This is a genomic window from Niallia sp. FSL R7-0271 (assembly GCF_038005785.1).
In the GTDB taxonomy this organism is placed as follows: Bacteria; Bacillota; Bacilli; order Bacillales; family Cytobacillaceae; genus Niallia.
Window position 1 is genome coordinate 137,612 of sequence record NZ_JBBOTZ010000002.1, and the last position, 21,264, is coordinate 158,875.

The 21,264-nt window shown below is 37.1% G+C and carries 16 protein-coding genes and 1 pseudogene; 6 read left to right on the plus strand and 11 right to left on the minus strand.

Annotation, left to right across the window (positions count from 1 at the left end; all coding sequences use genetic code 11):
- Positions 1-46: 46 nt before the first annotated feature.
- The 8 genes from MKX82_RS20705 to MKX82_RS20740 all read right to left on the minus strand — a co-directional run bounded on the left by MKX82_RS20705 (position 47) and on the right by MKX82_RS20740 (position 10,142).
- A complete protein-coding gene (locus MKX82_RS20705) occupies positions 47-1,477 on the minus strand; it encodes a DHA2 family efflux MFS transporter permease subunit (protein WP_341079803.1) in 1,431 nt (476 codons plus the stop codon).
- Between the two features lie 2 nt (positions 1,478-1,479).
- Positions 1,480-2,040 (minus strand): TetR/AcrR family transcriptional regulator, encoded by a 561-nt coding sequence (locus tag MKX82_RS20710; protein ID WP_233318161.1) that lies wholly within the window; start codon positions 2,038-2,040, stop codon positions 1,480-1,482.
- Positions 2,041-2,288: 248 nt separating this feature from the next.
- Positions 2,289-2,912, minus strand: coding sequence for a class I SAM-dependent methyltransferase (locus MKX82_RS20715; RefSeq protein ID WP_341079804.1), 624 nt, complete (start codon positions 2,910-2,912; stop codon positions 2,289-2,291).
- 277 nt (positions 2,913-3,189) lie between these two features.
- The gene (locus MKX82_RS20720) at positions 3,190-5,619 is read right to left on the minus strand and encodes an EAL domain-containing protein (protein WP_341079805.1); all 2,430 of its coding nucleotides are present in this window, start codon (positions 5,617-5,619) and stop codon (positions 3,190-3,192) included.
- Positions 5,620-5,851: 232 nt separating this feature from the next.
- Positions 5,852-6,235, minus strand: coding sequence for a VOC family protein (locus MKX82_RS20725; RefSeq protein ID WP_251646541.1), 384 nt, complete (start codon positions 6,233-6,235; stop codon positions 5,852-5,854).
- Positions 6,236-6,334: 99 nt separating this feature from the next.
- Positions 6,335-7,459 carry a GerAB/ArcD/ProY family transporter gene (locus MKX82_RS20730; RefSeq protein WP_341079806.1) on the minus strand — a complete coding sequence of 375 codons (1,125 nt, stop codon included), beginning with the start codon at positions 7,457-7,459 and terminating at the stop codon, positions 6,335-6,337.
- 25 nt (positions 7,460-7,484) lie between these two features.
- Positions 7,485-8,669, minus strand: a complete 1,185-nt coding sequence (locus tag MKX82_RS20735) for a Ger(x)C family spore germination protein (protein WP_341079808.1) — start codon at positions 8,667-8,669, stop codon at positions 7,485-7,487.
- Between the two features lie 15 nt (positions 8,670-8,684).
- On the minus strand, positions 8,685-10,142 hold the full coding sequence (locus MKX82_RS20740; protein WP_341079809.1) for a spore germination protein: 1,458 nt from the start codon (positions 10,140-10,142) through the stop codon (positions 8,685-8,687).
- A 589-nt stretch (positions 10,143-10,731) separates the two neighbouring features.
- On the opposite strand from MKX82_RS20740, the gene MKX82_RS20745 reads away from it, so the two are divergent.
- The 5 genes from MKX82_RS20745 to MKX82_RS20765 all read left to right on the plus strand — a co-directional run bounded on the left by MKX82_RS20745 (position 10,732) and on the right by MKX82_RS20765 (position 15,980).
- Positions 10,732-11,277, plus strand: coding sequence for a TetR/AcrR family transcriptional regulator (locus MKX82_RS20745; protein ID WP_233318172.1), 546 nt, complete (start codon positions 10,732-10,734; stop codon positions 11,275-11,277).
- A gap of 288 nt (positions 11,278-11,565) precedes the next feature.
- Positions 11,566-12,420, plus strand: coding sequence for a Cof-type HAD-IIB family hydrolase (locus tag MKX82_RS20750; RefSeq protein ID WP_237943297.1), 855 nt, complete (start codon positions 11,566-11,568; stop codon positions 12,418-12,420).
- A 44-nt stretch (positions 12,421-12,464) separates the two neighbouring features.
- The gene (locus tag MKX82_RS20755) at positions 12,465-13,691 is read left to right on the plus strand and encodes a sugar efflux transporter (protein ID WP_341079812.1); all 1,227 of its coding nucleotides are present in this window, start codon (positions 12,465-12,467) and stop codon (positions 13,689-13,691) included.
- Between the two features lie 114 nt (positions 13,692-13,805).
- Positions 13,806-15,260: an ABC transporter permease gene (locus tag MKX82_RS20760; RefSeq protein ID WP_341079814.1), complete on the plus strand. Its 1,455-nt coding sequence runs from the start codon at positions 13,806-13,808 to the stop codon at positions 15,258-15,260.
- 24 nt (positions 15,261-15,284) lie between these two features.
- Positions 15,285-15,980 carry an ABC transporter ATP-binding protein gene (locus MKX82_RS20765; RefSeq protein WP_233318179.1) on the plus strand — a complete coding sequence of 232 codons (696 nt, stop codon included), beginning with the start codon at positions 15,285-15,287 and terminating at the stop codon, positions 15,978-15,980.
- 56 nt (positions 15,981-16,036) lie between these two features.
- On the opposite strand, the gene MKX82_RS20770 is transcribed toward MKX82_RS20765, so the two are convergent.
- Both MKX82_RS20770 and MKX82_RS20775 read right to left on the minus strand, forming a co-directional pair.
- Complete coding sequence (locus MKX82_RS20770) at positions 16,037-16,744, minus strand: GntR family transcriptional regulator (protein WP_341079816.1); 708 nt, start codon at positions 16,742-16,744, stop codon at positions 16,037-16,039.
- A gap of 151 nt (positions 16,745-16,895) precedes the next feature.
- Entirely contained in the window at positions 16,896-18,305 is a 1,410-nt protein-coding gene (locus MKX82_RS20775) for a GH1 family beta-glucosidase (protein ID WP_251646512.1), read from the minus strand.
- 283 nt (positions 18,306-18,588) lie between these two features.
- On the opposite strand from MKX82_RS20775, the gene MKX82_RS20780 reads away from it, so the two are divergent.
- A complete protein-coding gene (locus MKX82_RS20780; RefSeq protein ID WP_396953813.1) occupies positions 18,589-19,977 on the plus strand; it encodes a catalase in 1,389 nt (462 codons plus the stop codon).
- Between the two features lie 39 nt (positions 19,978-20,016).
- On the opposite strand, the pseudogene MKX82_RS20785 reads toward MKX82_RS20780, so the two are convergent.
- A pseudogene (locus MKX82_RS20785) lies at positions 20,017-21,245 on the minus strand (MFS transporter).
- Positions 21,246-21,264: the final 19 nt, after the last annotated feature.

The window sequence follows — 21,264 nt, forward strand, 5'->3', positions numbered from 1 at the left end:
TAAACTTTTACGAAGTTATTAAATGGACTGGGTTTTTAAAAATTGGTTAGCTTGGCTTTTTCATAAATAGGGACAGTACAAAATTAACGAATGCCAACACTAAACTAATCGTAAAGACAAAGGATGAACCAGATGCTGCTGCCTCTGCAGGAGCATTAGCAACGCCTTCAAGATAGCTTGTCTGATTCGCTGATAATAAGGATACCATCACTGCAATTCCTATGGCGCCAGATACTTGCTGAATCGTTTGCGTCAAAGCAATACCGTCTGGATAGTACTGTTTTGGCAAGGAGTTCAGTGTATTTGTTTGGACAGATGCAAGCACTGCTCCAATTCCAAGCATCATAATAATATGCGTTAAGGCAATCATCCATAGTGCTGTATCAGTGCCAAATTGTGAATAAATAATATACCCGATAGCTACAAGTAAAGTACCTGGTGTTATGACCGCTCTAGGTCCATATTTATCAAACAGCTTGCCAATAATCGGTGCTAACACACAGTTTAGCAAGCTTCCTGGCAGCAAAATAAGTCCTGATGTAAAGGCAGCAAGCATAAGTGCCATCTGCATATACATCGGCAAGATGATAAGCATAGAAAGCATGTTAAAGAAAGTAATAAAGCTCATGAATACGCCAAGAACAAACAGCGGATACGAAAATGCTTTTAAATTCAGCATAGGATGTTCCATCTTCGTTTGCCGGACTGCAAACAGCACAAGTGCGATTAAACCGATGATGATTGATATAATGACAGTCGGACTCGTCCAGCCATCATGCTCACCGCCCACACTTACTCCGTAAACAATCCCACCGAAGCCAATTGTCGACAGGGTGACAGACAGTGCGTCTATTGAAACTTTACGCAGCTCATTGACATTCGGCAAATAAATAAATCCGAAAATCAGGGAGAACAATAAGAACGGTATTGTAACCCAAAATATCCAATTCCATGATAACGTGTCCAAAATCAGACCAGCTATCGTCGGACCAAGCGCTGGTCCTGCAAGCATCACAAGCCCCATAATCCCCATGGCACCACCTCGTTTATTAGGAGGAAAAATCGTAAAGATGACATTTTGTGTTAAAGGCAAATTAATCGCAAGCCCTGCGGCTTGAATAACACGCCCTGCCAGCAAGACTCCAAATACAGGCGCAGAGGCTGCTAAAATCGTTCCAGCCAATGTCAAAAAGATAGATGTTAGAAACATTTGCCTTGTTGTAAACTTTTGCATCATTATCCCTGTAACAGGAACTAATATTCCTAATGTTAGAAAATAACCTGTTGCCAGCCATTGAATCGTTGTCGCATTTGTTTGGAAAAGGCTGCTTAATTCTCCTAAAGCAATATTTAACGCTGTTTCACTAAAAAGCCCGACAAAGCCTGCGACTAAAAGCGCAGCCATTATCGGTCCGGTTTTGATCTGTTGCTCTGCTGCAGAGCCTACATTAGGCCCTGCATTTATTTGTTGATCCATTACTAAGTCTCCTTTAATATATTCGGCAACACACTTGAGATTGTTTTTAGTGGTTCGCTTGCCTTTTCTGTTAGGCAAAGCATCATCCCACCTTCAATTGATGCCGTCATCATTAGTGCAATCGACTTAGCCTTTACGTCTGAAAAGCCATCATCTATCAGCTTGGCTGCGTAAATGCCTTGAATCTTTGTATATAAAGAAGAACAAGCATTGCGGACAGGCTCACTTAATGATGCCATTTCACTGACAATACTGTTGAACGTATAGCCGGCAATCGTGCCCTCTTGATCAAATACAGCAATCAATTTACTAATCATCGCTTGTGTTGCTTCAATTGTTGTTGGATATTGATTAAATATTACTTCAATATCCTCTGTTATCGCCTTGTTCATCGATTGCAGACAAGCAATAAGCAGCTCTTCCTTTCCGCCAGGGAAATGGTGATAAAGACCACCCTTTGTAAGATTGCATTCCTTCAGTATTTCGTTAACTCCTACCCCCTTATAGCCTTTCTGTTGAAAAAGATTAGTCGCGATCTCGATTATCAGCGATTTAGTATCCATTTCCGTAGCACACCTCCACATACCAACCGGTCTGTTTTTAACTATATCAAAAATTTTTTCAGAATTTCAAGCATTTTTTTTATAATTTTTTTGATGAGAATAAACTATTATATAGATTTTTAGTTGATATTCTTCATAGTTTAAAATAGAAATGGGTTATAGTTAGAAGTAGAAAAAAAAGAGAAGCACCAAATTGGTGCCTCCCTCACTTTTTTGACTAGCGAGCTGCAAGAAATACCTACAACACATCATTTTTTCTGACATTTTACCACGAGAAAATTTATAGATGATTTATTTTCACTATGTTTATTTGGTTCATCCACTTCTATCGCCTCTACCAATCCAAAGTTTTTAAAGTCTTCATCTATTGAAGCAGAATCATAAAAAAACATTTTCACATCTTCCATAATTTCGAAATAGTCTTCCGCTAACTGTTTACCCTTACCAAACATTGGGGCTTTTTTGGAAACAGTGGTAAAGACCATGTATCCATTCGGTTTTAACTGGTTGTAGCAATCACTAATAAACTTCTTTCTCTCTTCGCTATTTAACAAGTGAAGCAGAGCATGAGAAAATATACCGTCGTATTGCTTATTATCATAAGGCATGTCACTAACAGATCCATGAAAAATTTTGCAATTAACTCCATTTTGCTTCGCCAAGTCAATGGCTGTTTGGGAAATCTCAATACCTGTAACATTGATTTCATTTTCAAGGAAAACCTTCGCATTCCTACCATAGCCAATCCCTGGTATAAGTACATCCTTTACATTCTTTTCAAGGAAAAAATCCTTTGTTAAAATCGCTGAATCTGTCGGTTCGTATCCCCACATCATTTGTTTTTCAATAAAGCTGGATTCCCAGAATTCCATTATATTTCGCGCTCCTTTTTTCATATACTATGCTCATAATATTAATTAAAGACATAAAGACTCTTTAATAACTATAATAGTTATTAGCATTTTTGTAAAATAAAAAATCTCTACTGTCTAGGGAGTAAAGCATGAGGTTGTTACTTTACATTTTCTAACACCTCTAGAAAATCTCACACCATAGAATAAACTTGCTAAAAACGAGCTAACAATTTCAATATAATGTAAAAACCACACCCTAATATTATGATGAATGTTGGTGTGGTTTTATTTGCTTCTATTTTATTTTGTTTTCATATTTATCCCAATAATCGCTAAATACTCGTGAATGTAATGGTTTACTGTAAAAATACCCTTGAATCTCATCACAATCCCAATCTTGCAAGACTTGTAATTGTTGCTTTGTTTCTACACCTTCTGCTGTTACTTTGATATCAAGATTTTTAGCAACCGACACTAAAGATTGAACAATGGCAGCATGGTTCTTATTGCTGGGAATATCCTTAATAAAGGATTGATCTATCTTAATTCTATCTAAAGGAAATTTAGATAGATAAGTTAATGACGTATATCCAGTACCAAAATCATCCATGGTAATTTTAAAGCCAATGCCTTTTAGTAGATTAATTTTATCTCTCGTTAATTCTGTATTTTCTATCGCTAAGCTCTCCGTAATTTCTAAATCTATTTGTTCTGGAGGCACGGAAAACTCTTCTATACTATCCAATAAGACTGGGATAAAATTCTCAGCAATGAACTGCTTTGGTGAAATATTTATTGATAATTGAAAGTCCATCGGAAACCTTATCCCCCATTCTCTAAATTGCGATAATGCTCTTCTAATAATCCAATTCCCTAGCGGAATAATTAAATTTGTTTCCTCTGCTAACGGAATAAAGTCTCCAGGGCTGACAAAGCCTTGCTGAGGGTGATGCCAGCGTATAAGCGCTTCGACACCTACTATTTTTTCATCTTTAATACTATGTTTAGGTTGGTAATAGAGTTCAAATTGTTGTTCCTCAATAGCATTTTTTAATTCTTCATACATCGTAATTTTAGAAAGCATGTCTTTTTCCAAGCTTGCTTCATATTCGGAATAATTATTACGTCCAGCTTTTTTGGCAGCATACATTGCCATATCCGCATGTTTGATTAATGTATCACAATTATTCCCATCATTTGGATAGTAGGAGATACCGATACTCAACGTAATGTCTTTTTGTCCACCTTCTATTTGAAAAGGCTGCTTCATTTCTGTTTGAATGTCTTTTATTAATCTTTTAACTTCTGCTGAGTTCTTAATTTCAGTTAAGCAGATAAGAAATTCATCTCCACCAAGTCTGCCAATTACCCCTTTCCCTTTGATGGTTTTCTGCAATCTCATTGTAATAAGCTTAAGTAATGAGTCTCCAGCTGCATGACCGAGATGATCATTAATATCCTTGAACATATCCACATCAATTAAAATAGTCGCAAAACTAGTGCCCTGATTAATTTGCTCATCTACTTGTTTATAAATACCGCGCCGATTTAGCAGTCCAGTAAGCTCATCATGATAAGCTAAGAAGTTTACCTTTTCTTGGACTTGATTTTGCTCTGTTATATCCTGGGCAATAACATAAATACCTGTTAAAGAATTATCTATTTTGATTTGAGATGCTGTTATATTCAGATTTACTACTTGCTTATTTTTAGTAAGAATAAAGGTTTCAACACTAATACTGTTCCCTTTAATTACCTCATTAAAAAATGCTTTTAATCTCTCAGTTTCTTCTTTCAACACTAGGTCGGTTATTTTCGACTGAAGAATTTCACTTAATGTGTACCCCGTTAATGGTAAAACGGACGGATTAACTTCTTTAAAATTCCCTTTTAAATCTAATATAAAAATTGCATTTGGATTATATTGAAATAAAGATCTATATTGCTGTTCATTTATTTTAAGTTTCATATTCTGATTCTCTACCATTCCATTCTGGTAGATCAATTGATTTTCAATATAATTAATCGTGATGATAAATAAGATAAGCACGCTGAGAATAGAAATCATAACGATAGAAAAATCTGCAACTTGGAAGAGACTTTGGATAAACATATAAATGATTGAACCAAAGGAAATACTAAATACCGTATAAAAGGTAGTACTCTTCGTATAAGTTATACTTCTGTTAATCATTAATTGGTCAATATGAAGATGCTCAATAATTCTCGCAATATTATAAATAGATGTAGTTAATAGTGCAGCTGTATAAAGAACATTTACATTATTTAAGTACAAAGGAATAGAATAAACTCTTTCTAATAAATAAACTATGTAAATTACGATAAAAGCAGCAACTACAACACTTAATACTAGATAAGGAATGACTCCTTTCTTTTTATTTGTGTTAAATCTAGATGGTTTAATGGCAATTTTTCCGATTAAACTCATGAGCCAAAAACTCACAAAGCAGAATAAAAAGGTATATAAAGTATTTTTCAATGTTAGCTTTAAACTTTCAGGTGATAATTCAATTACGCTTATACTTAACAGACATATGTATGGAATAATAGAAATAATAAAGCCGCATAAAATGGCTAAAAACAAAGTATATATTGCTTCATGCATTTTCTTCCCGGTAACTGTTGTTGTTACATACATATTTAAAGTCAACAAAGTAACACAAATAATACAGCATACGATTAAATACAATATTAAATTAACCATCACCACACTCCTACTATAGTCCTAAAAACATTACTTTAGACTCATTATAAATGGTAACAAAGGAAGATAGAAAGATATTTGTATCTGTTAATGTTTGCCAATTAAATCTCAAAGTCACTGAAACATAATCGGGAGTCTCCCATTTAAGGAAGACTCCCGATTAAATATTTCTATTTATCGATGCTGTTTATTTCACCAACTCCTGTTTAGAACAGGGCTAAGTAAATGGCAGTTACTTCTCTATTATCTGAATAAGGTTACCGCATGTATCATTAAAAACAGCTATTGTGAATTCCCCCATTACTGTTGGTTCCATAGTAAATTCTATGCCACCGCCAAGTAATCGCTGATACTCTTTATGTATATCCGGAACGCCGAACATTGTGGCAGGAATGCCTTCTGCGTATATTTTCTGTTGATACTCTTTTGCCGCTGGATGGTTATTGGGTTCGAGTAACAACTCTGTACCATCTTGGTCTTCAGGTGACACAAGGGTGATCCACCTGAACTCTCCGACCGGCACATCCTCCTTTTTTACAAAACCAAGCTTTTCTGTATAAAACGTTAATGCCTTGTCTTGATCCTGGACAAAGATACTATTTACAATGATTCTCATCATGTATTCCTCCTTGATTAAAGTTTCTGATTTGTTTAGATTCTGCAAAGCCAGTATATTTCCTTCACACTGACGGTAATGTTTTTGAAAAACTTCATCCTAACTGTGAGTCTGCCTCAGTCTTTTTCTCTTTCTCCAAAGTAATTTTATTACTAAAAGGAATAAACATAAAATTGGCATAAACAGCTGAAAAAAAAGATGAATATATAACGGAACAATCTTTAAGCCAATAAAAAGATGAATACTGAAGTTTTTCATAAATACAACACTAATGATATAAACAGTCAGTAAGAATGGAATAATCATCTTCTGGTCTTTTTTTATTTTAAATATCCCTGCAAGCCCCTGTATTCCCGCAAATGAAAAAATACTGATTTTTATAAGGCCGCCGATTGTAAAAATTAACACAGCTAATAATTCCAAATGCCTAATAAAATTCAAAAAATTAATATGCTCTATTGTTTTCATAAAAGGAAAGATAAAGAATTTAGCTAATTCTGCCGTTAAGAAGCCGATATTTAAAATAGATATGACCATAAGAATGAATCCAGAAATAAGGACCGCCAGCCAGCCGTGCTTTTGGAAGGAAGGAAAGGACTTTACATACTGATAATAACAAAGGAAAACGATTACTTCACCAAATGGAAAAGTGATTAAGGTCGGAAATACAGCTTTTATGATTGGGCTATAACCATTTTCTAAGATGGGCCTTAAATTGTTTAAGTCGAATTCTTCAAGGAAAAACATGGAGACGATAACCAACAGTAGAAAAGAAATCATCATTAAAGTTAAAGCTTCCGAAGATCTCCCCAATGTCTCTATTCCTAAATAGCAAACATATGCCACTAACAAAAGGATGGATAATTTAATAACCCAAGCTCTAACACTCCACAAAAGCACTTCATTAATAAAAAAAGCAAAATCAGCTGTCACCCTAGCAGCTAAATATAAAAAATATAGATAGTATAATCCAGCTAAAAAAATGCCCAACGGACGACTAAAAGCTTCCTGTAAAATACTTGTGAAGTTTTTGCTTGCACCGCCTGCTCTATATAAGGCTATATAACAGAAATGGATGGCTATCCCAATAAGCGTGCTTATCCCGATTGCAATCCAGGCATCTTTCCCCGCTTCCATTCCCATGCCTAATACTATAGAACTTCCCAACTGAAACAAAATAATCATGGATGCTAATTCTAATGATCCTATTCTTTTGATCTCCATATCATCCACCTCTTTTGCCCTTTAGTTAATTAGCTATATTAAGATCTCCAAAGTTCCGGACGATTACCTTTGTCTCAATAGCAAATGTTGAAGTGGCATATATTTCACTTTGCCAACTATCTTCAATTTCCTTCCAACTATCCTTATCGTCAATACGAAGTACATCCCCAAAACCGATAAAGTCGGCATTCATGGCTTGTGATTGAACAAGTAAGTCCTTTAAACCTTCTTCTATTTGTTTTTCCATCAGATCTTCCACTTTTTTTATTCCTGCTGGTTTTGAAATGTCCAGATCGCAATTTAATTCGTCTAAATCCCCTGTTACCACTACTTTTATCGTAAATTTCGGTTTTCCCTTCGTTATCTTTCCATGGATAGCTGTTTTGGAGTGAATAATGGTTAACCCAAACTCCTCCTTATTGTCATCATTAGGACAATAAGAGCTGAAATAACTATGTTTTAACCTATCTTTTATTAAGTAATACGCTCTACTTTGGTTATCATTTAACCAGCCAACCTTTTTGTCTTCATTTAAAAGCGTTAATCCTGAAAATTCTAGATATGATTTTGGTGCCGTTGATTCTAAGAGGGCTTTTTCTTCGGCTAAATGTTCCTTCCCATATAAAGAAATGGTAGGAATAACGGCCTCCTTTCCTCTTGAAAGAATGTCTGCCTTTACTTGGGTTGGATATACTCTTTGATGTGAGCCCCAGTTTTCCTCCGTATTTCTAAGAGCTTTTACAATTTCATTTCCAGGGATATCTTCCATAAATGAAACCACTTTCAATACATCATAGGCACTTATGTCTTTTGTAATTAGAATATCTAATATGGAAGTTAATCCAGGCTCACGTAATATATAATTGAGCACATTATTTATACCTTTCGTTTCAGCTAATTCTTCCCCGATTACAATTAACTGGACTTGTGCAGGACTTAACTGTCTGGAAATTTTTTTTGAAACCATTTCAATTGCTTTTCCTATGCTTTTCGCTTTAGCCTCGTATACAATGACCGGCATTTTATCTGTTTGACTAATAGGAGGCTGCGGATTGATTACTTGCAAGGAAACAGCATAATTATCTGATTCCATGTCTATTCCTACTGCATAGACGAGCGCTATTTCATTTAACTCATTACGATTTATGTTGCCAAGAGAAAGTACCGCAAACAACGAAAGGAATGTAATAATACCTAATGTTTTCATCATGCTTCCTGTCCTTTATTAGTCTCTTTTTTTTCTAACAAATTCCTCATGCTGAAATTGATGCTTGTTAGAAAGTTTATCTAATGGAAAACGATAAATAGCGTCCTTCTGATCCTTTAAGTTAAAAGGAAACAGTGGAGCAAAATAAGGTACACCAAATGAACGCAAATGATTTAAATGAAAAGTTAATGCTAAAGTAGCAAGAATGATTCCATATAAACCTAAAAAAGCAGCTATGATGATAAATCCGTACCTTAATGTCCGCACTGCAGTAGCCAATGTAATTATTGGAGCTACAAAACTAAATATATAGGACATGCTGACAACCAGTAATGTAGCTGGCTGTACTAAGCCAGCTTCAACAGCAGATTGACCAATTATTATGGTTCCAACAATTGATACAACCGAAACTAAGCCTTTCGGTAAACGCAATGCTCCTTCAATAATAATTTGAAACAGAAACATGAACAGCAGTAATTCCACCACTAAGGGCAATGGCTTACCTTCCCTTTGAGAAGCTAGACTCAATACTAAATCAAATGGCAGCAGGCCAGGATGATATGTAACAAATGCCAAGTAGTATGCTGGCAGATATATAGCCATTGCCAAGGCGAGTATTCGAAGCAGTCTTGTGACACCACCATTAACAAAATAATAATCATCAGGCGACTGCAGAAATTGCAGAAATAATGCCGGTACTACTAACGCATACGGTGACCCCTCAATCAGAATGCCAATTTTCCCATCGGTAATTTCACCTGTTACTACATCAGGCCGGTCCGTTGTCAACACTAGCGGAAACGGCGTGAGAAACTGGTCCCGTATATATTCTTCTATATAATTCGCATCCAATATCTTACTCGTTTCTATTTTTGCCAATCTATTATTTAATTCGGCCAATATCTCTTTATCGACGATATTGTCTAAATAGATAACACAGATATCAGTATTCGTTTCGCTGCCAAATGTATAATTTTCTAATCGCAGCTGTTCGTTTTTAAGAGCTTTTCTCATGATTGCTATATTTGTTGCTAAGTTTTCATTAAAGCCAATTAAAGGCCCTTTCGCAACACGTTGTCCCTCTGCTTCCGTTAAAGAACGTTCCTTCCAGCTAGAAGTGTTAACAACAAGCACATCCTCTATGTCTTCCAATAAAATCAAAGTCTTTCCATTCAGTAAGTCTTTTAGCGCGTCTTTATATAACTGGATAACCGCTACCGACTTTACCTGAATCATTTCTTTTTCCATAACTGCCATTAAGTTAATTACTTGTGTAGTTGGAGAAACCCGCTGTAAAGGTCTGATAATGAAATTTTCTATATCACTTTCATTTACAATACCTGCAATAAATACAAGAGAACAATTCAGCTTTTTATCGTTTAGATTTAATGTAATGGAGCGTATTATTAAGTCAGCTGGATCTCCTAAAGATTTCTTTATATTATTAACACTTATTTTCTTTAAGGTTTCCGCCATCCAAATATTCCTCCAAATAGTGATATATAAAGTAATTTTTACTAAATTGCTGCTTATTATGTAGAGTGTTTATTTGAAAACACAGACTTCATAGAAAAAGCGAACTTGACTCATGAATGTCAAATTCGCTTTTTCAGTATTTATTCAGGTATAGCTTTTATGTACGTATCCCAGATTTAATGGAAATCGCCTCAGAGGTATTTATATCCTTTATTTCCCACTAGGTTATACCTTTGTTAAAATAGTTGGAATAATTATAGGTGTTGGGAATTGTTCTTCTGAAGAAAAGTTTTGTATTTCTCCTATTATATCTTCAACAGAATCAACATGCGCTGCAGTAATTCTAAACTTCTAGCTATTCCATTTTACTGCAGGAAAGACAAATGACTTTTCCGTTTGTTCCATTATTCCTGTTCTAATGATTATAGTATTTTCATCTTGAGAACAGCGGCTGACTTTGCTCCATAAAAGTAAGACTGAAACAAGTGTATTTAAGGTTATTGACATTTTTAAACCTAAATAGTACTTATCCAACCATTTAATTTATCATATAATCATAGAGAGAATATTTTAGAGTGGTGAGGTAATTTTGGCTAAAATAGATAGAAGAATACTGAAATCACAAGAAGCAATAAAAAAAGCTCTTATAGAGTTAATGTCTGAAAAGAAGTTTGATGATGTTACCATCCAAGATATTTCTGACAGAGCAAATGTAAGCAGGGGGACTATTTATCTTCATTACTTAGATAAATATGATTTGCTGGAAAAGCTTATTGAAGAACATATTAATAATCTTCGGGAATTATGTGAAGCCACGGCAGATTCGGAATACAGTGAAGCTAATCTACCTTGGTTTAAATACCTCGAGAGCCATTATTTGTTTATTTCTACTATGCTTAAAAGCAAAGGTGCTCCTTATTTTCGCAGTCAATTTCATGAATTTCTTATAGAAGAATTTAAGGATGAAGTTGATACAGCTATTGCTAAAAATAAGGAATTAAATGAAGATGTTCTGCTTCAATTTATTGTGACATCGTATGCGGGTTTAGTGGAGTGGTGGGTTATAAATGACATGCCAATTTCACCGGAGGAAATGGCATTGCAAGTGGGGATCTTATTAGATAGAAATCTTTAAGAGCAAAAATGGGTAACCTGGTGGTTACCCATTTTTGCATTACTAGCATGACATGGAAGCTGCATGTAACTTAATAAAACATGTGTAAAATTGTATCAATTGTTAATTTCACTGAATTTGTTTATTATTAAACATTTTGACAGAAATTGTTCAGTAACTCGTATTGACGATTCACGGTAAAAAAATGATAATGAATTACCAAGTCATATTGGTCTATATAAATCAATATTTTAATGATAACGCTTTCTTTATTGCTATTACAATTTCACAACGCAGGGAGAGAATTATATGAAGCTTATTGCACTTGATTTGGACGGTACTACGTTGAACTCAAAAAAAGAAATTAGTAACGAAACGATACAAGCAATCAGAAAAGCACAGGAACAAGGCCATATCGTTATGGCTTTAACAGGCCGATCAGCTACACCGGTTATATCTGAACTTGCTAAATATGATTTAGATTTACATGTTGGTGGAAATAACGGCACGGAAATATATGCTAATGGCCAATTAATAGAACTAACCTCTCTTCCCCTTCTTCAATGTCAAAAAATTATGTTAGAACTAGAAAAAGAATCAATGCCATATAAAGTCTGTACAAATATTCGTACATTTGCCCATAAAGACTGGCTTGATCGATATGAAAAAGTTTTGGCATCTGGTCTTGTCCCAAATGAGTATCTTGATCACAAGGATTACAAAATGTTCACAACACCTCCACATGTTTACGGTCAGTCATTCTTTCATAATCCTGAAGAAATACTAAATAATGAATCCACGGTTATAAAGTTTCTTATCCTAGGACTTGATCCGATTCAAAAAGATCGGTTGAGATCCCAATTAGAGTTAATTGAAGAAATTTATGTAGCCTCTTCTTCGCCATTCAATCTTGAAGTTACACATATTAACGGAAATAAAGGAAATGGCTTAAAAGCAATGGCACGCTTTTTTAATATTCCAATCGAAAATACAGTAGCTATCGGAGATGAAATAAATGATATACCTATGTTTCAGGCAGCTGGGCTGGCGATTGCCATGGGAAATGCCGAAGAAGAAGTAAAAAAGCATAGTGATATTACCACACTATCAAATGATGAAAATGGGGTGGCTTATGCTTTTGAAAAGTATATTTTAAATGATTAAGTGCTGCTAATTTTTCTGTAGTTATGTAAAGGTGGGGAAAAGAAATGCTGATACGTATAAAAAAACTATTCACAATCAAAGGGTATTGTCTTTTCATGGTTTGTATGCTGCTTGTCGGTACAGGAATTTCCATTACGATGCCGTACTTATCTCTGTATTCTACTGAGGAACTAGGAATGAGCGCAGGGGCATTTGGGGTCTTTATGGCTGTAAGCTCGCTGAGTGGTGTATTAATAAACTCTTTCATTGCAAAACGGTCAGATAGCGGGGTCAACCGAAAATTGGTGATAATCATAGCTATGCTTTCATCCGCTTTAGGTTATGTGTCTTACCTACTATTTCATAACTATTTTCTGCTGTTATTAGTGGTTACTGTATTTAACGGATTAGGTGCTGCTGCGATGCCGCAAATCTTTGCTTTCGCACAGGAGTCGGCAAATTCAAGCAAGAGTGATGATAAAACATTTGCACTGTCTACTTTGCGTTCCCTTGTTTCATTAGGTTTTCTTATTGGGCCCCTAGGCGGGACAATTATTTTAGGATTGGCTGGTTATAAAGGGTTATTTCTTGGAACCTCTGTTATCTTTCTAATTATTGCATCTCTAGTATTCTTTTTTCTGAGCAATCAAAGGAACACTGTTTATACGAAAAGACATAATAAATTGCCAGTTCCCGCATCTTCTCTAAAAAACAAACAAATAAGATACCCATTTATCGCCTTCATCCTTCTTTTTGCAGTAAATGCTATAAACGTAATTAACACACCACTGTTCATTGTGAACGAGCTGCACGGAAGTCACGCAGTTGTCGGAATTGTGGTCAGTGTTTGTGCAGGTTTAGAAATTCCTATTATGATTGGCCTCGGTGCTTTAGGAAAAAAAATATCCAATCATTCGTTAATGATTATTAGCTGTTTCATAGCCGGTGTTTACTACATTATTTTAGCAACTGCGTCTCATTCGTGGATTTTAATAGCCGCACAGCTCCTCCAAGCTGTTTTTGTAGCAATTGTTATGGGAAATGGGCTAAGTTATTTCACAGAATTGCTGCCCTCTTCTCCTGGAATATCAGCAACTATTTATTCTAATGGCTCTACCATTGGGAGATTAGTCGGAAATTTAGGTGGAGGATTTATTGCTACTTATATAGGATTTCGCTTTGTTAATCTAGTTTGTCTGCTGTTAGTGTTGCTATCCTTCTTCATCTTATGGAAAGCACGATTCCATAAGCAATCGGAAGTTACATTAGAGGAAAGTAATTCTGTATCATAATCTAGCAAACTTCCCTTCTAAGACAGGTTATCGCCTGTCTTTTTCCTTTTCACCAAGTTTTCACCATTTCTATATATAGTGGTGTTTGTGAAAAACAGATAAAGGAGAGAAAACATGAATTTTTTAAAACGAGCATTTTTAAGTGTTAAAGCTAGAAAGGGGAAAAGCCTGCTGCAGATTTTTGTATTTTCGGTTATTTGTGTACTCGTACTGGCAGGTTTATCTATTCAAACGGCGGCAAAAAAATCAAGTGATCTCGCGAGAAAGCAGCTCGGTGCCGATGTAACTTTACAGGTGGACATGGAGAAATTGCGTGAGCAGATGCAGTCACAATCTTCTGAGGATGGTGAACGAGTTAGATTCCAGTCTACGCCAATTGAAGTCAAAGCAGCAGAAGAACTAACAACATATAACCAAATTAAAGGCTATAATTTCTATTCATCAACTACTGGTTTAGCTTCTAGCTTTGATCCGATTGAAAATAGTACAAGTACTGAAACGGAGGAAGAAGCAGAAACAGGAGAAGGTGTTGTCAGAATGGGCGGCGGTATGCAGGGAGATGTCAGTCTGCAAGGTGTAACCTTTACTGATTCCTATACTGATTTTATGGACAGCACGTCTGAAATTATAGATGGAGAGCATCTTACAGATGAAGATGTCGGCAAAAATGTAGCCGTAATCGAGCAGACTCTTGCGGAAGAAAATGATCTGCAGGTCGGTGATACGCTAACTGTCACAAACCCGCAAGATGATTCCATTTCTATTGAGCTAGAAATCAAAGGTATTTACGCTACCACTTCCACTGGCTCTGACCAAGCAATGGACTTTACTGCCATGATTCCTTATAACAAAATTTATGTTCCATATACAGCTGCATCTGACCTGAAAGGCGCGGATTATGAAGGTACGATTGATAATGCTGTTTATTATATTGATGATCCAGCTGACATGGAAGCATTCGTTGCTCAAGCTAAATCGGAAAGCAGCATTGATTTTGATTCATTCAAACTGGATGCAAACGATGACCTTTATCAACAAATGGTAGGTCCAATTGAAAATGTTGCAAGTTTCTCGAAAAATATTGTTTATCTAGTTTCCATTGCCGGCGCCATCATCTTAGGGTTGATTGTAATGATGTCCATTAGGGAGAGAAAATACGAAATGGGTGTGCTGCTTGCACTAGGTGAACAGCGCTGGAAGCTAGCAGGTCAATTTATCGTCGAAATTCTTTTAGTGGCCGTTCTGTCACTTGGCATTGCAACAGTAAGCGGGAATGCCGTTGCTGGCAAAGTTAGTGATCAACTGCTGAGCCAAGAAATTGCTTCAAGTGAGACAAGTACCACACCAGAATCCTTCAGAGGCGGCGGCGGTTTCGGCAAAGTCATGACATCGACTGCAGCTTCAACAGCTGGCGTTGAAACGATTGATGAGCTGGATGTCAGCGCAACAGGTCAGGACCTAGGATTATTAGCGATGATTGGTGCATTAATTGCCGTTATTTCAGCCTTGCTGCCATCCTTGTCCGTACTGAGGCTGCAGCCTAAAACTATCTTAAGCAAACAGGATTAACATTGATTGATGGGAGATGGAGTAATGAGTTCATTATTAGAATTACAGAATATCAGTTACTGGTATAAACATGAAAACAAGAAAGTCGATATTTTAAAGAATATAAATGTAGCATTTGACAGAGGGATTTTCTATACGATTATTGGCCCTTCAGGCTCAGGAAAGACTACTTTCCTTGCCCTTGCAAGCGCCCTTGATGTGCCTAAGGAAGGTGCAGTTCTGTATGAAGGAAAAGACATAAAAAAAATCGGACTCACCAAGTTTCGCAATAAGTATGTCTCAATTGTTTTCCAATCGTATAATCTTTTGCCTTATATGACAGCCTTGCAAAATGTGACAACAGCTATGGAAATTACAGGATCAAGTCATAAAAACAAAAAAGAATATGCCCTAGAAATGCTTACAAAAATGGGTATTACTGCTGAACAAGCCGGTCAAAAGGTTCTAACATTAAGCGGCGGTCAGCAGCAGCGTGTCTCTATTGCCAGAGCGCTTTGCTGCGATGCAGACCTTATTGTGGCAGACGAGCCTACAGGGAATCTGGATGAAACAACCGCTCAAGAAATTGTTGGAATCCTGAAGGATCTTGCCCATAATGAAGGAAAATGTGTGGTTGTCGTCACACATGATCAGAATATTGCCCAAAAATCAGATGTTGTTGTAAAGCTGTCTAAAGGAAGCTTCACTGTAACTTCTAACAAGGAAGCAGTCCACATTTAACCGTAAAAAAGTACATCCTGTTGTAATGGATGTACTTTTTTGCTATTTAAAGGTATTCACTTAAAACTAACCCTATCCAGGATTTTTGCTTTTTGATAATGAAAGATAGATTTAGACAACTCAAATATACTGCCGTTCGTAAGCGATACGGTATTTTCTATAATTAACCCAGGGTCTCCCGCGTTCAGGTTAAGCAAAAAGGCGGTTTCCTCATCCATTAATTCACAATTGATAACTTTGTCGGCAAACCCGATGTTCAGTCTTAAGTCATCAATTAAATAGGTATAGATAGATTGGATGGCAATATCCTTATTTAAATAAGGAACGATGTCTTTTTTAAAGTAGCTGAGTTCAATCGAGAAAGGTTCTTCATTTACTATTCGGATACGTTTTGTATAATACAATTTTGTGCCAGGTTCGCATTGCATCCTATTTGCAACCTCTTCTTCTGCTTCTATAACACGAAGCTCCAGTATTTTCGTTTCGATTGTTTTCGCTGACAAATCCTTTGTCAGTCCCCGCAGACTGCCTAGATTAATATAATCTGTTTCCGACTTTTTCCTTAAAAACATGCCGCTCCCCTGCACCTGATAAATATATCCCCGATTGACTAGCTGGGTAACAGCTTTCCTGACCGTGCTTCTGCTTACCTCAAATTGTTTTGCCAACTCTTCCTCAGTCGGCAGCTTATTAGATGCATCAAATATGCCTTCTCTAATATCCTTTTCTAAAGAATCTGCTATCTCTCTATATTTGACTGCCATATTATCTCCTTTAAAAAATATGTAATAATTGGTTATGGTTCTATTGTAAACAATAACCTCCTTGATTAAAATGAAAATGTAATAAATTGGAGTTTAAGCATGTAGAAAAAAACCTCCTAACATAATTAGGAGGTTTCGTTCGTCCTATTTCTTACAGCTCTTCTCCCCTCGTTTCAATAATATGCTTGTACCAATGAAACGAGAGCTTTTTCTTTCTGTTCAGATTGTCAGAATGGTCCACATAAATAAAGCCATACTGCTTCTTGAATCCGTTTAGCCAGCTTAATAAATCAATGACTGACCATGCATAATAGCCTTTTAAGTTAATGCCTTCGCTTATTGCAAGTTTGACAACCTTTAAATGCTCTTCGATATATTTTATTCTTGGAACATCCACTATTTCCCCATCAATAATTGGATCCTCATCACCAAGGCCATTTTCTGTGACATACATTTTTATATCGCCATAACGTCCTTTTAACATATGCAGCCCATCAAGAAAGCCTTGCGGCGAGATTTCCCAGCCCCATTTTGTATATGTTTTATCGTCCATTTTCACTGTGCGGTAATATCCGTCAAAGGAAGGATTTCCTGGTGCAAGAGTAGATGATTCCCGTGAATGTTCTACTGTTAGAGAACCTTCGGCGATTTTTTCAACACGAATTGGCTGGTAATAATTTAAGCCGATAAAGTCATTGTTTTCAGCATTACTTTTCAATGTGTTCAGCTCTTCTTCTGTCCAGGTTGGAGTCCAGCCTTTTTCCTCTAGTTGCTTAACGACATACGCAGGATATTCTCCTTTTAAAATCGGATCATAATACCAAAAAGTTTCATATTCATTCGCATGCTGAGCAGCTGCAATATTTTCTGGCTTTTCATCTACACTGTAGGCAGGTAAAAATACGTGAGTAATACCAATTTCGCCATATTGCTTTAAGCTTTTATACACTTCTACTGCTTTTGCATGGGCATAAAACACATAGTGTGTTGCTTGGAAGTATTTCTTTTCATCATTTGTAATGCCTGGCGGATGTGCACCTTTTAAGTAGCCTAATCCGGTAAACATAACTGTTTCGTTGAAGGTAATCCAGTGCTTTACACGATCACCAAATTCACGGAAGCAGATTTCAGCATATTTAACGAATGCATCCGCAGTGCGTCTGTTCGTCCAGCCGCCATCCTCTTCTAAAGTAATTGGCAAATCCCAATGATATAGTGTCACAAATGGTACAATTCCGTGTTTTAAACATTCATCAATTAGATTATTATAGAATTCCAAGCCTTTAGGATTTACCTCTCCGTCCCCGGTAGGCAAGATTCTTGCCCATGATACAGAGAAACGGTATGATTCTAGCCCCATTTCGGCCATTAATTTAATATCTTCTTTGTAGCGGTGATAATGGTCAATAGCGACGTCTCCGTTTGTTCCCTCGAAAGTCTTGCCTGGTATCTTCGAGAATACATCCCAGTTTGTCTTTCCTTTGCCATCTTCATTCCATGCTCCTTCCACCTGGTAAGAAGCAGATGCTGCACCAAATAAAAAATCATGTGGAAACTTCATTGTCGACCTCCATTTTATGCATACCTATTAAATTGTAAGCTATATATTAAATTTGTACACACAAATTTAATATATCTATTATACCATGCTTTCTTCGTTTAGCAATCAGGGAAAAGAAGTCAGCTACTTACCTATTAATTTGGTTCAAGACATGTGCGAATATCCGTTTTTTCAGTTAAGAAGACAATTTATATCAGTCATATAGACGCTTTAAATGGAATAACTTGTATCGATATCATCGATAAACGGGTAATTATCTTCACGAACAACAGGGGGGATTATATTGAAAGATAATAATCATTTGAACAAAAGAAGTACCTCAAACAAAAACGGCCGCAGCCCGGCAGATTGGCAAGGCGATTTACCTGGGGCGCTGCATTCAGAAACAGTCGGAGACAGAGGCCCTGTTCTTGAGCAGGATAATATTCTTCACGAAACTTTGGAAAACTTTATCCATGAAAAAATATTGGAGAGACCTGTACATGTGAAAGGTTACGGGGCTTTCGGCTATTTTCAAACCATCTATTCTATGAGTGAATATACAAAGCTTTGCTTTTTACAGGAGCCGGGGCAGCAGGTCCCTGTTACTGTTCGGTTTTCCCTTGCAGTCAGCACAAAAGGCACACCAGACACATCTCGGAATGTGCGAGGATTTTCGACCAAATTTTATACAGATGAAGGGGTTTTTGATCTAATTTGCAACCATATTCCTGTCTTCTCTGTCCGAGATGCCATCCGGTTCCCTGAATCAATAAAAGCCTTTCTTCCCTCTCCTGTAAATAATTTGATTGATCCGGAACGGTTTTGGAGCTTTGTGGCACGGGCGCCTGAATCCATCCATTTCGTAGTAAGGTTATATTCAGATGCAGGGACAGTTAAAAGTTTGCGCCATATTCCCGGCCACAGTGTAAGTACATATGTGTGGAAAAATGCCCAAGGTGTGCGCCGCTATGTGAAATATCATTGGCTTCCGTCTTCCGGGATAAAGTTTATCGATAACAAAGAGGCAGCACATTGGAACGGTGCAGATCCTGATATTGCCGGTAAGGATTTGTTTTCTGCTATATCAAAAGGTAAGAAGGTAGAATATATCCTTTATGTACAGCTGATGAATACAAACGATGAGCAAAGTCTTCCATATGACCCGCTTGATGATACGAAGGTTTGGGATGAACAGCAGTATCCCCTTATCCCCGTCGGCCGCATGATATTAAACCGCAATCCAGACAACTATATGGAACAAGTGGAGAAAGTGGCTTTTTCTCCTTCAAATTTATTAGAAGGAGCCGAATTGTCTGATGATAAAATGCTGCAGGGCCGTTCCAATATATACTGGGACTCACAGCGGCGCCGGCTCGGTCCAGGATTCCGCGATTTACCGATAAATCAACAAAGTGAATGGGATACTTCCTCTCTTATTACAAGCGGCAAAGGAAGACAGGTAAGCGGCAGGCTTCAACGGAGCGATATCAAAAAGCAAGATGATTTCACACAGGCTGGACACTATTTTCATACCCTTCCACCTATCCAGCAAGACCATCTAGTCCAAAATCTTGCAAATGATCTTGCAGGAGTTTCGGATGAAACTAGAAGCACTGTTCTGCAATATTTATATAATGCCTCATCAACATTAGGTGGAAGGGTGCTAAAGCAAATTGAAAGCAATCAATAAACTGACACGACTAGGGTGCAGCCAGTCTAGCACCCTTTATTAGAAAATATGCACCTGTTTCGACTTGGCTGCAGGTTTCGTGACTCCAGTGATTTTGAGAAGGGCTACTGCGAGCACAATGCCGATAAAAGTAAACGCAATAACCATGATAACGATACCGCTCCAGCCAAGGTGAGACCATAAAACTCCGCCAAGTGTTCCACCCACGCTTGAACCTGTATAGTACAGAAACAAATACAAAGAAGAAGCTTGAGCTTTGTTAGCAGCTGCTCTCTGGCTGACCCAGCCGCTCGCTATCGAATGGCCACCGAAAAAACCAAAAGTAGTCAGTGCTAAGCCCATTATCTTCCAGACCAAAAAGCCCACATGCAGTGTCAACAAAGCTCCTATTATAATTAGAAAGAGATTCGCAATTAAGATATAATGTCGTCCGTAGCGGTCCACAAGCCTGCCAATCCATATCGAACTGAACATGCCAATAATAAATAATAGAAAAATCCAGCTGACTACACCTTGCTGCAAAGAATATGGCTTACTTGTGAGCACATAGGCAATATAGTTAAACAGCGCTACATTGCTTCCAAGCAATAAAAAACCAAGACCATATAAACAAAGCAGTCCTGGATCCTTTAAGTGGTTTTTATTAGAGACCTGCCTAAAACGTTCATGTTAAGCTTACGCGCTTGAAAATTTCGAGAAGGCTGCAGAGTTAAGGCAAAAGAAAGAGTAGCAGCAATGCTTATTACCCCTATGCCGCCGATTGCAGCATGCCAGCTGAAAAATTCACTTAGAATACCTGAAATAATTCTTCCTCCCATTGCACCAACGGCGTTACCGCTAATATACAATCCCATCGCTTTTCCTAGACTTTTGGATTCCATTTCCTCACCAAGATATGCCATCGCCACTGAAGGCACTCCAGCCAAAACAATTCCCGTTAATGCCCGTAAGAAAAGCAAATAGTAATAATTGGCGCTGAACGCAGTCAGCAAACATAAAATGGAGGCAACCAGCATGGAGGAAACCATAACCGGTTTTCGCCCCCATACTTCTGATAATGATCCAAATAGGAGCATGCTTACGGCTAAGCAAATAGTTGCTACAGACAGAGCCAAACTTGCCATAGTAGCAGACAACTTAAATTCTGATGAAAATTCCTGCATTAATGGCTGTACACAATACAGAATGGCAAATGTGTTGAATCCTGCAGCAAAAAACGCAATGCTAGTTTTACGAAATAAAGGTGTTCCATTATTTATGTAAGCCATCTCTTTTGTACAACTCCCT

What these genes read in the sequence shown, in the direction of transcription:
- MKX82_RS20705 (WP_341079803.1), bottom strand. Translation starts at nt 1,477, where the DNA reads ATGGATCAACAAATAAATGCAGGGCCTAATGTAGGCTCTGCAGCAGAG.
- MKX82_RS20710 (WP_233318161.1), bottom strand. Translation starts at nt 2,040, where the DNA reads ATGGATACTAAATCGCTGATAATCGAGATCGCGACTAATCTTTTTCAA.
- MKX82_RS20715 (WP_341079804.1), bottom strand. Translation starts at nt 2,912, where the DNA reads ATGGAATTCTGGGAATCCAGCTTTATTGAAAAACAAATGATGTGGGGA.
- MKX82_RS20720 (WP_341079805.1), bottom strand. Translation starts at nt 5,619, where the DNA reads ATGGTTAATTTAATATTGTATTTAATCGTATGCTGTATTATTTGTGTT.
- MKX82_RS20725 (WP_251646541.1), bottom strand. Translation starts at nt 6,235, where the DNA reads ATGAGAATCATTGTAAATAGTATCTTTGTCCAGGATCAAGACAAGGCA.
- MKX82_RS20730 (WP_341079806.1), bottom strand. Translation starts at nt 7,459, where the DNA reads ATGGAGATCAAAAGAATAGGATCATTAGAATTAGCATCCATGATTATT.
- MKX82_RS20735 (WP_341079808.1), bottom strand. Translation starts at nt 8,669, where the DNA reads ATGATGAAAACATTAGGTATTATTACATTCCTTTCGTTGTTTGCGGTA.
- MKX82_RS20740 (WP_341079809.1), bottom strand. Translation starts at nt 10,142, where the DNA reads ATGGCGGAAACCTTAAAGAAAATAAGTGTTAATAATATAAAGAAATCT.
- MKX82_RS20750 (WP_237943297.1), top strand. Translation starts at nt 11,566, where the DNA reads ATGAAGCTTATTGCACTTGATTTGGACGGTACTACGTTGAACTCAAAA.
- MKX82_RS20755 (WP_341079812.1), top strand. Translation starts at nt 12,465, where the DNA reads ATGCTGATACGTATAAAAAAACTATTCACAATCAAAGGGTATTGTCTT.
- MKX82_RS20760 (WP_341079814.1), top strand. Translation starts at nt 13,806, where the DNA reads ATGAATTTTTTAAAACGAGCATTTTTAAGTGTTAAAGCTAGAAAGGGG.
- MKX82_RS20765 (WP_233318179.1), top strand. Translation starts at nt 15,285, where the DNA reads ATGAGTTCATTATTAGAATTACAGAATATCAGTTACTGGTATAAACAT.
- MKX82_RS20770 (WP_341079816.1), bottom strand. Translation starts at nt 16,744, where the DNA reads ATGGCAGTCAAATATAGAGAGATAGCAGATTCTTTAGAAAAGGATATT.
- MKX82_RS20775 (WP_251646512.1), bottom strand. Translation starts at nt 18,305, where the DNA reads ATGAAGTTTCCACATGATTTTTTATTTGGTGCAGCATCTGCTTCTTAC.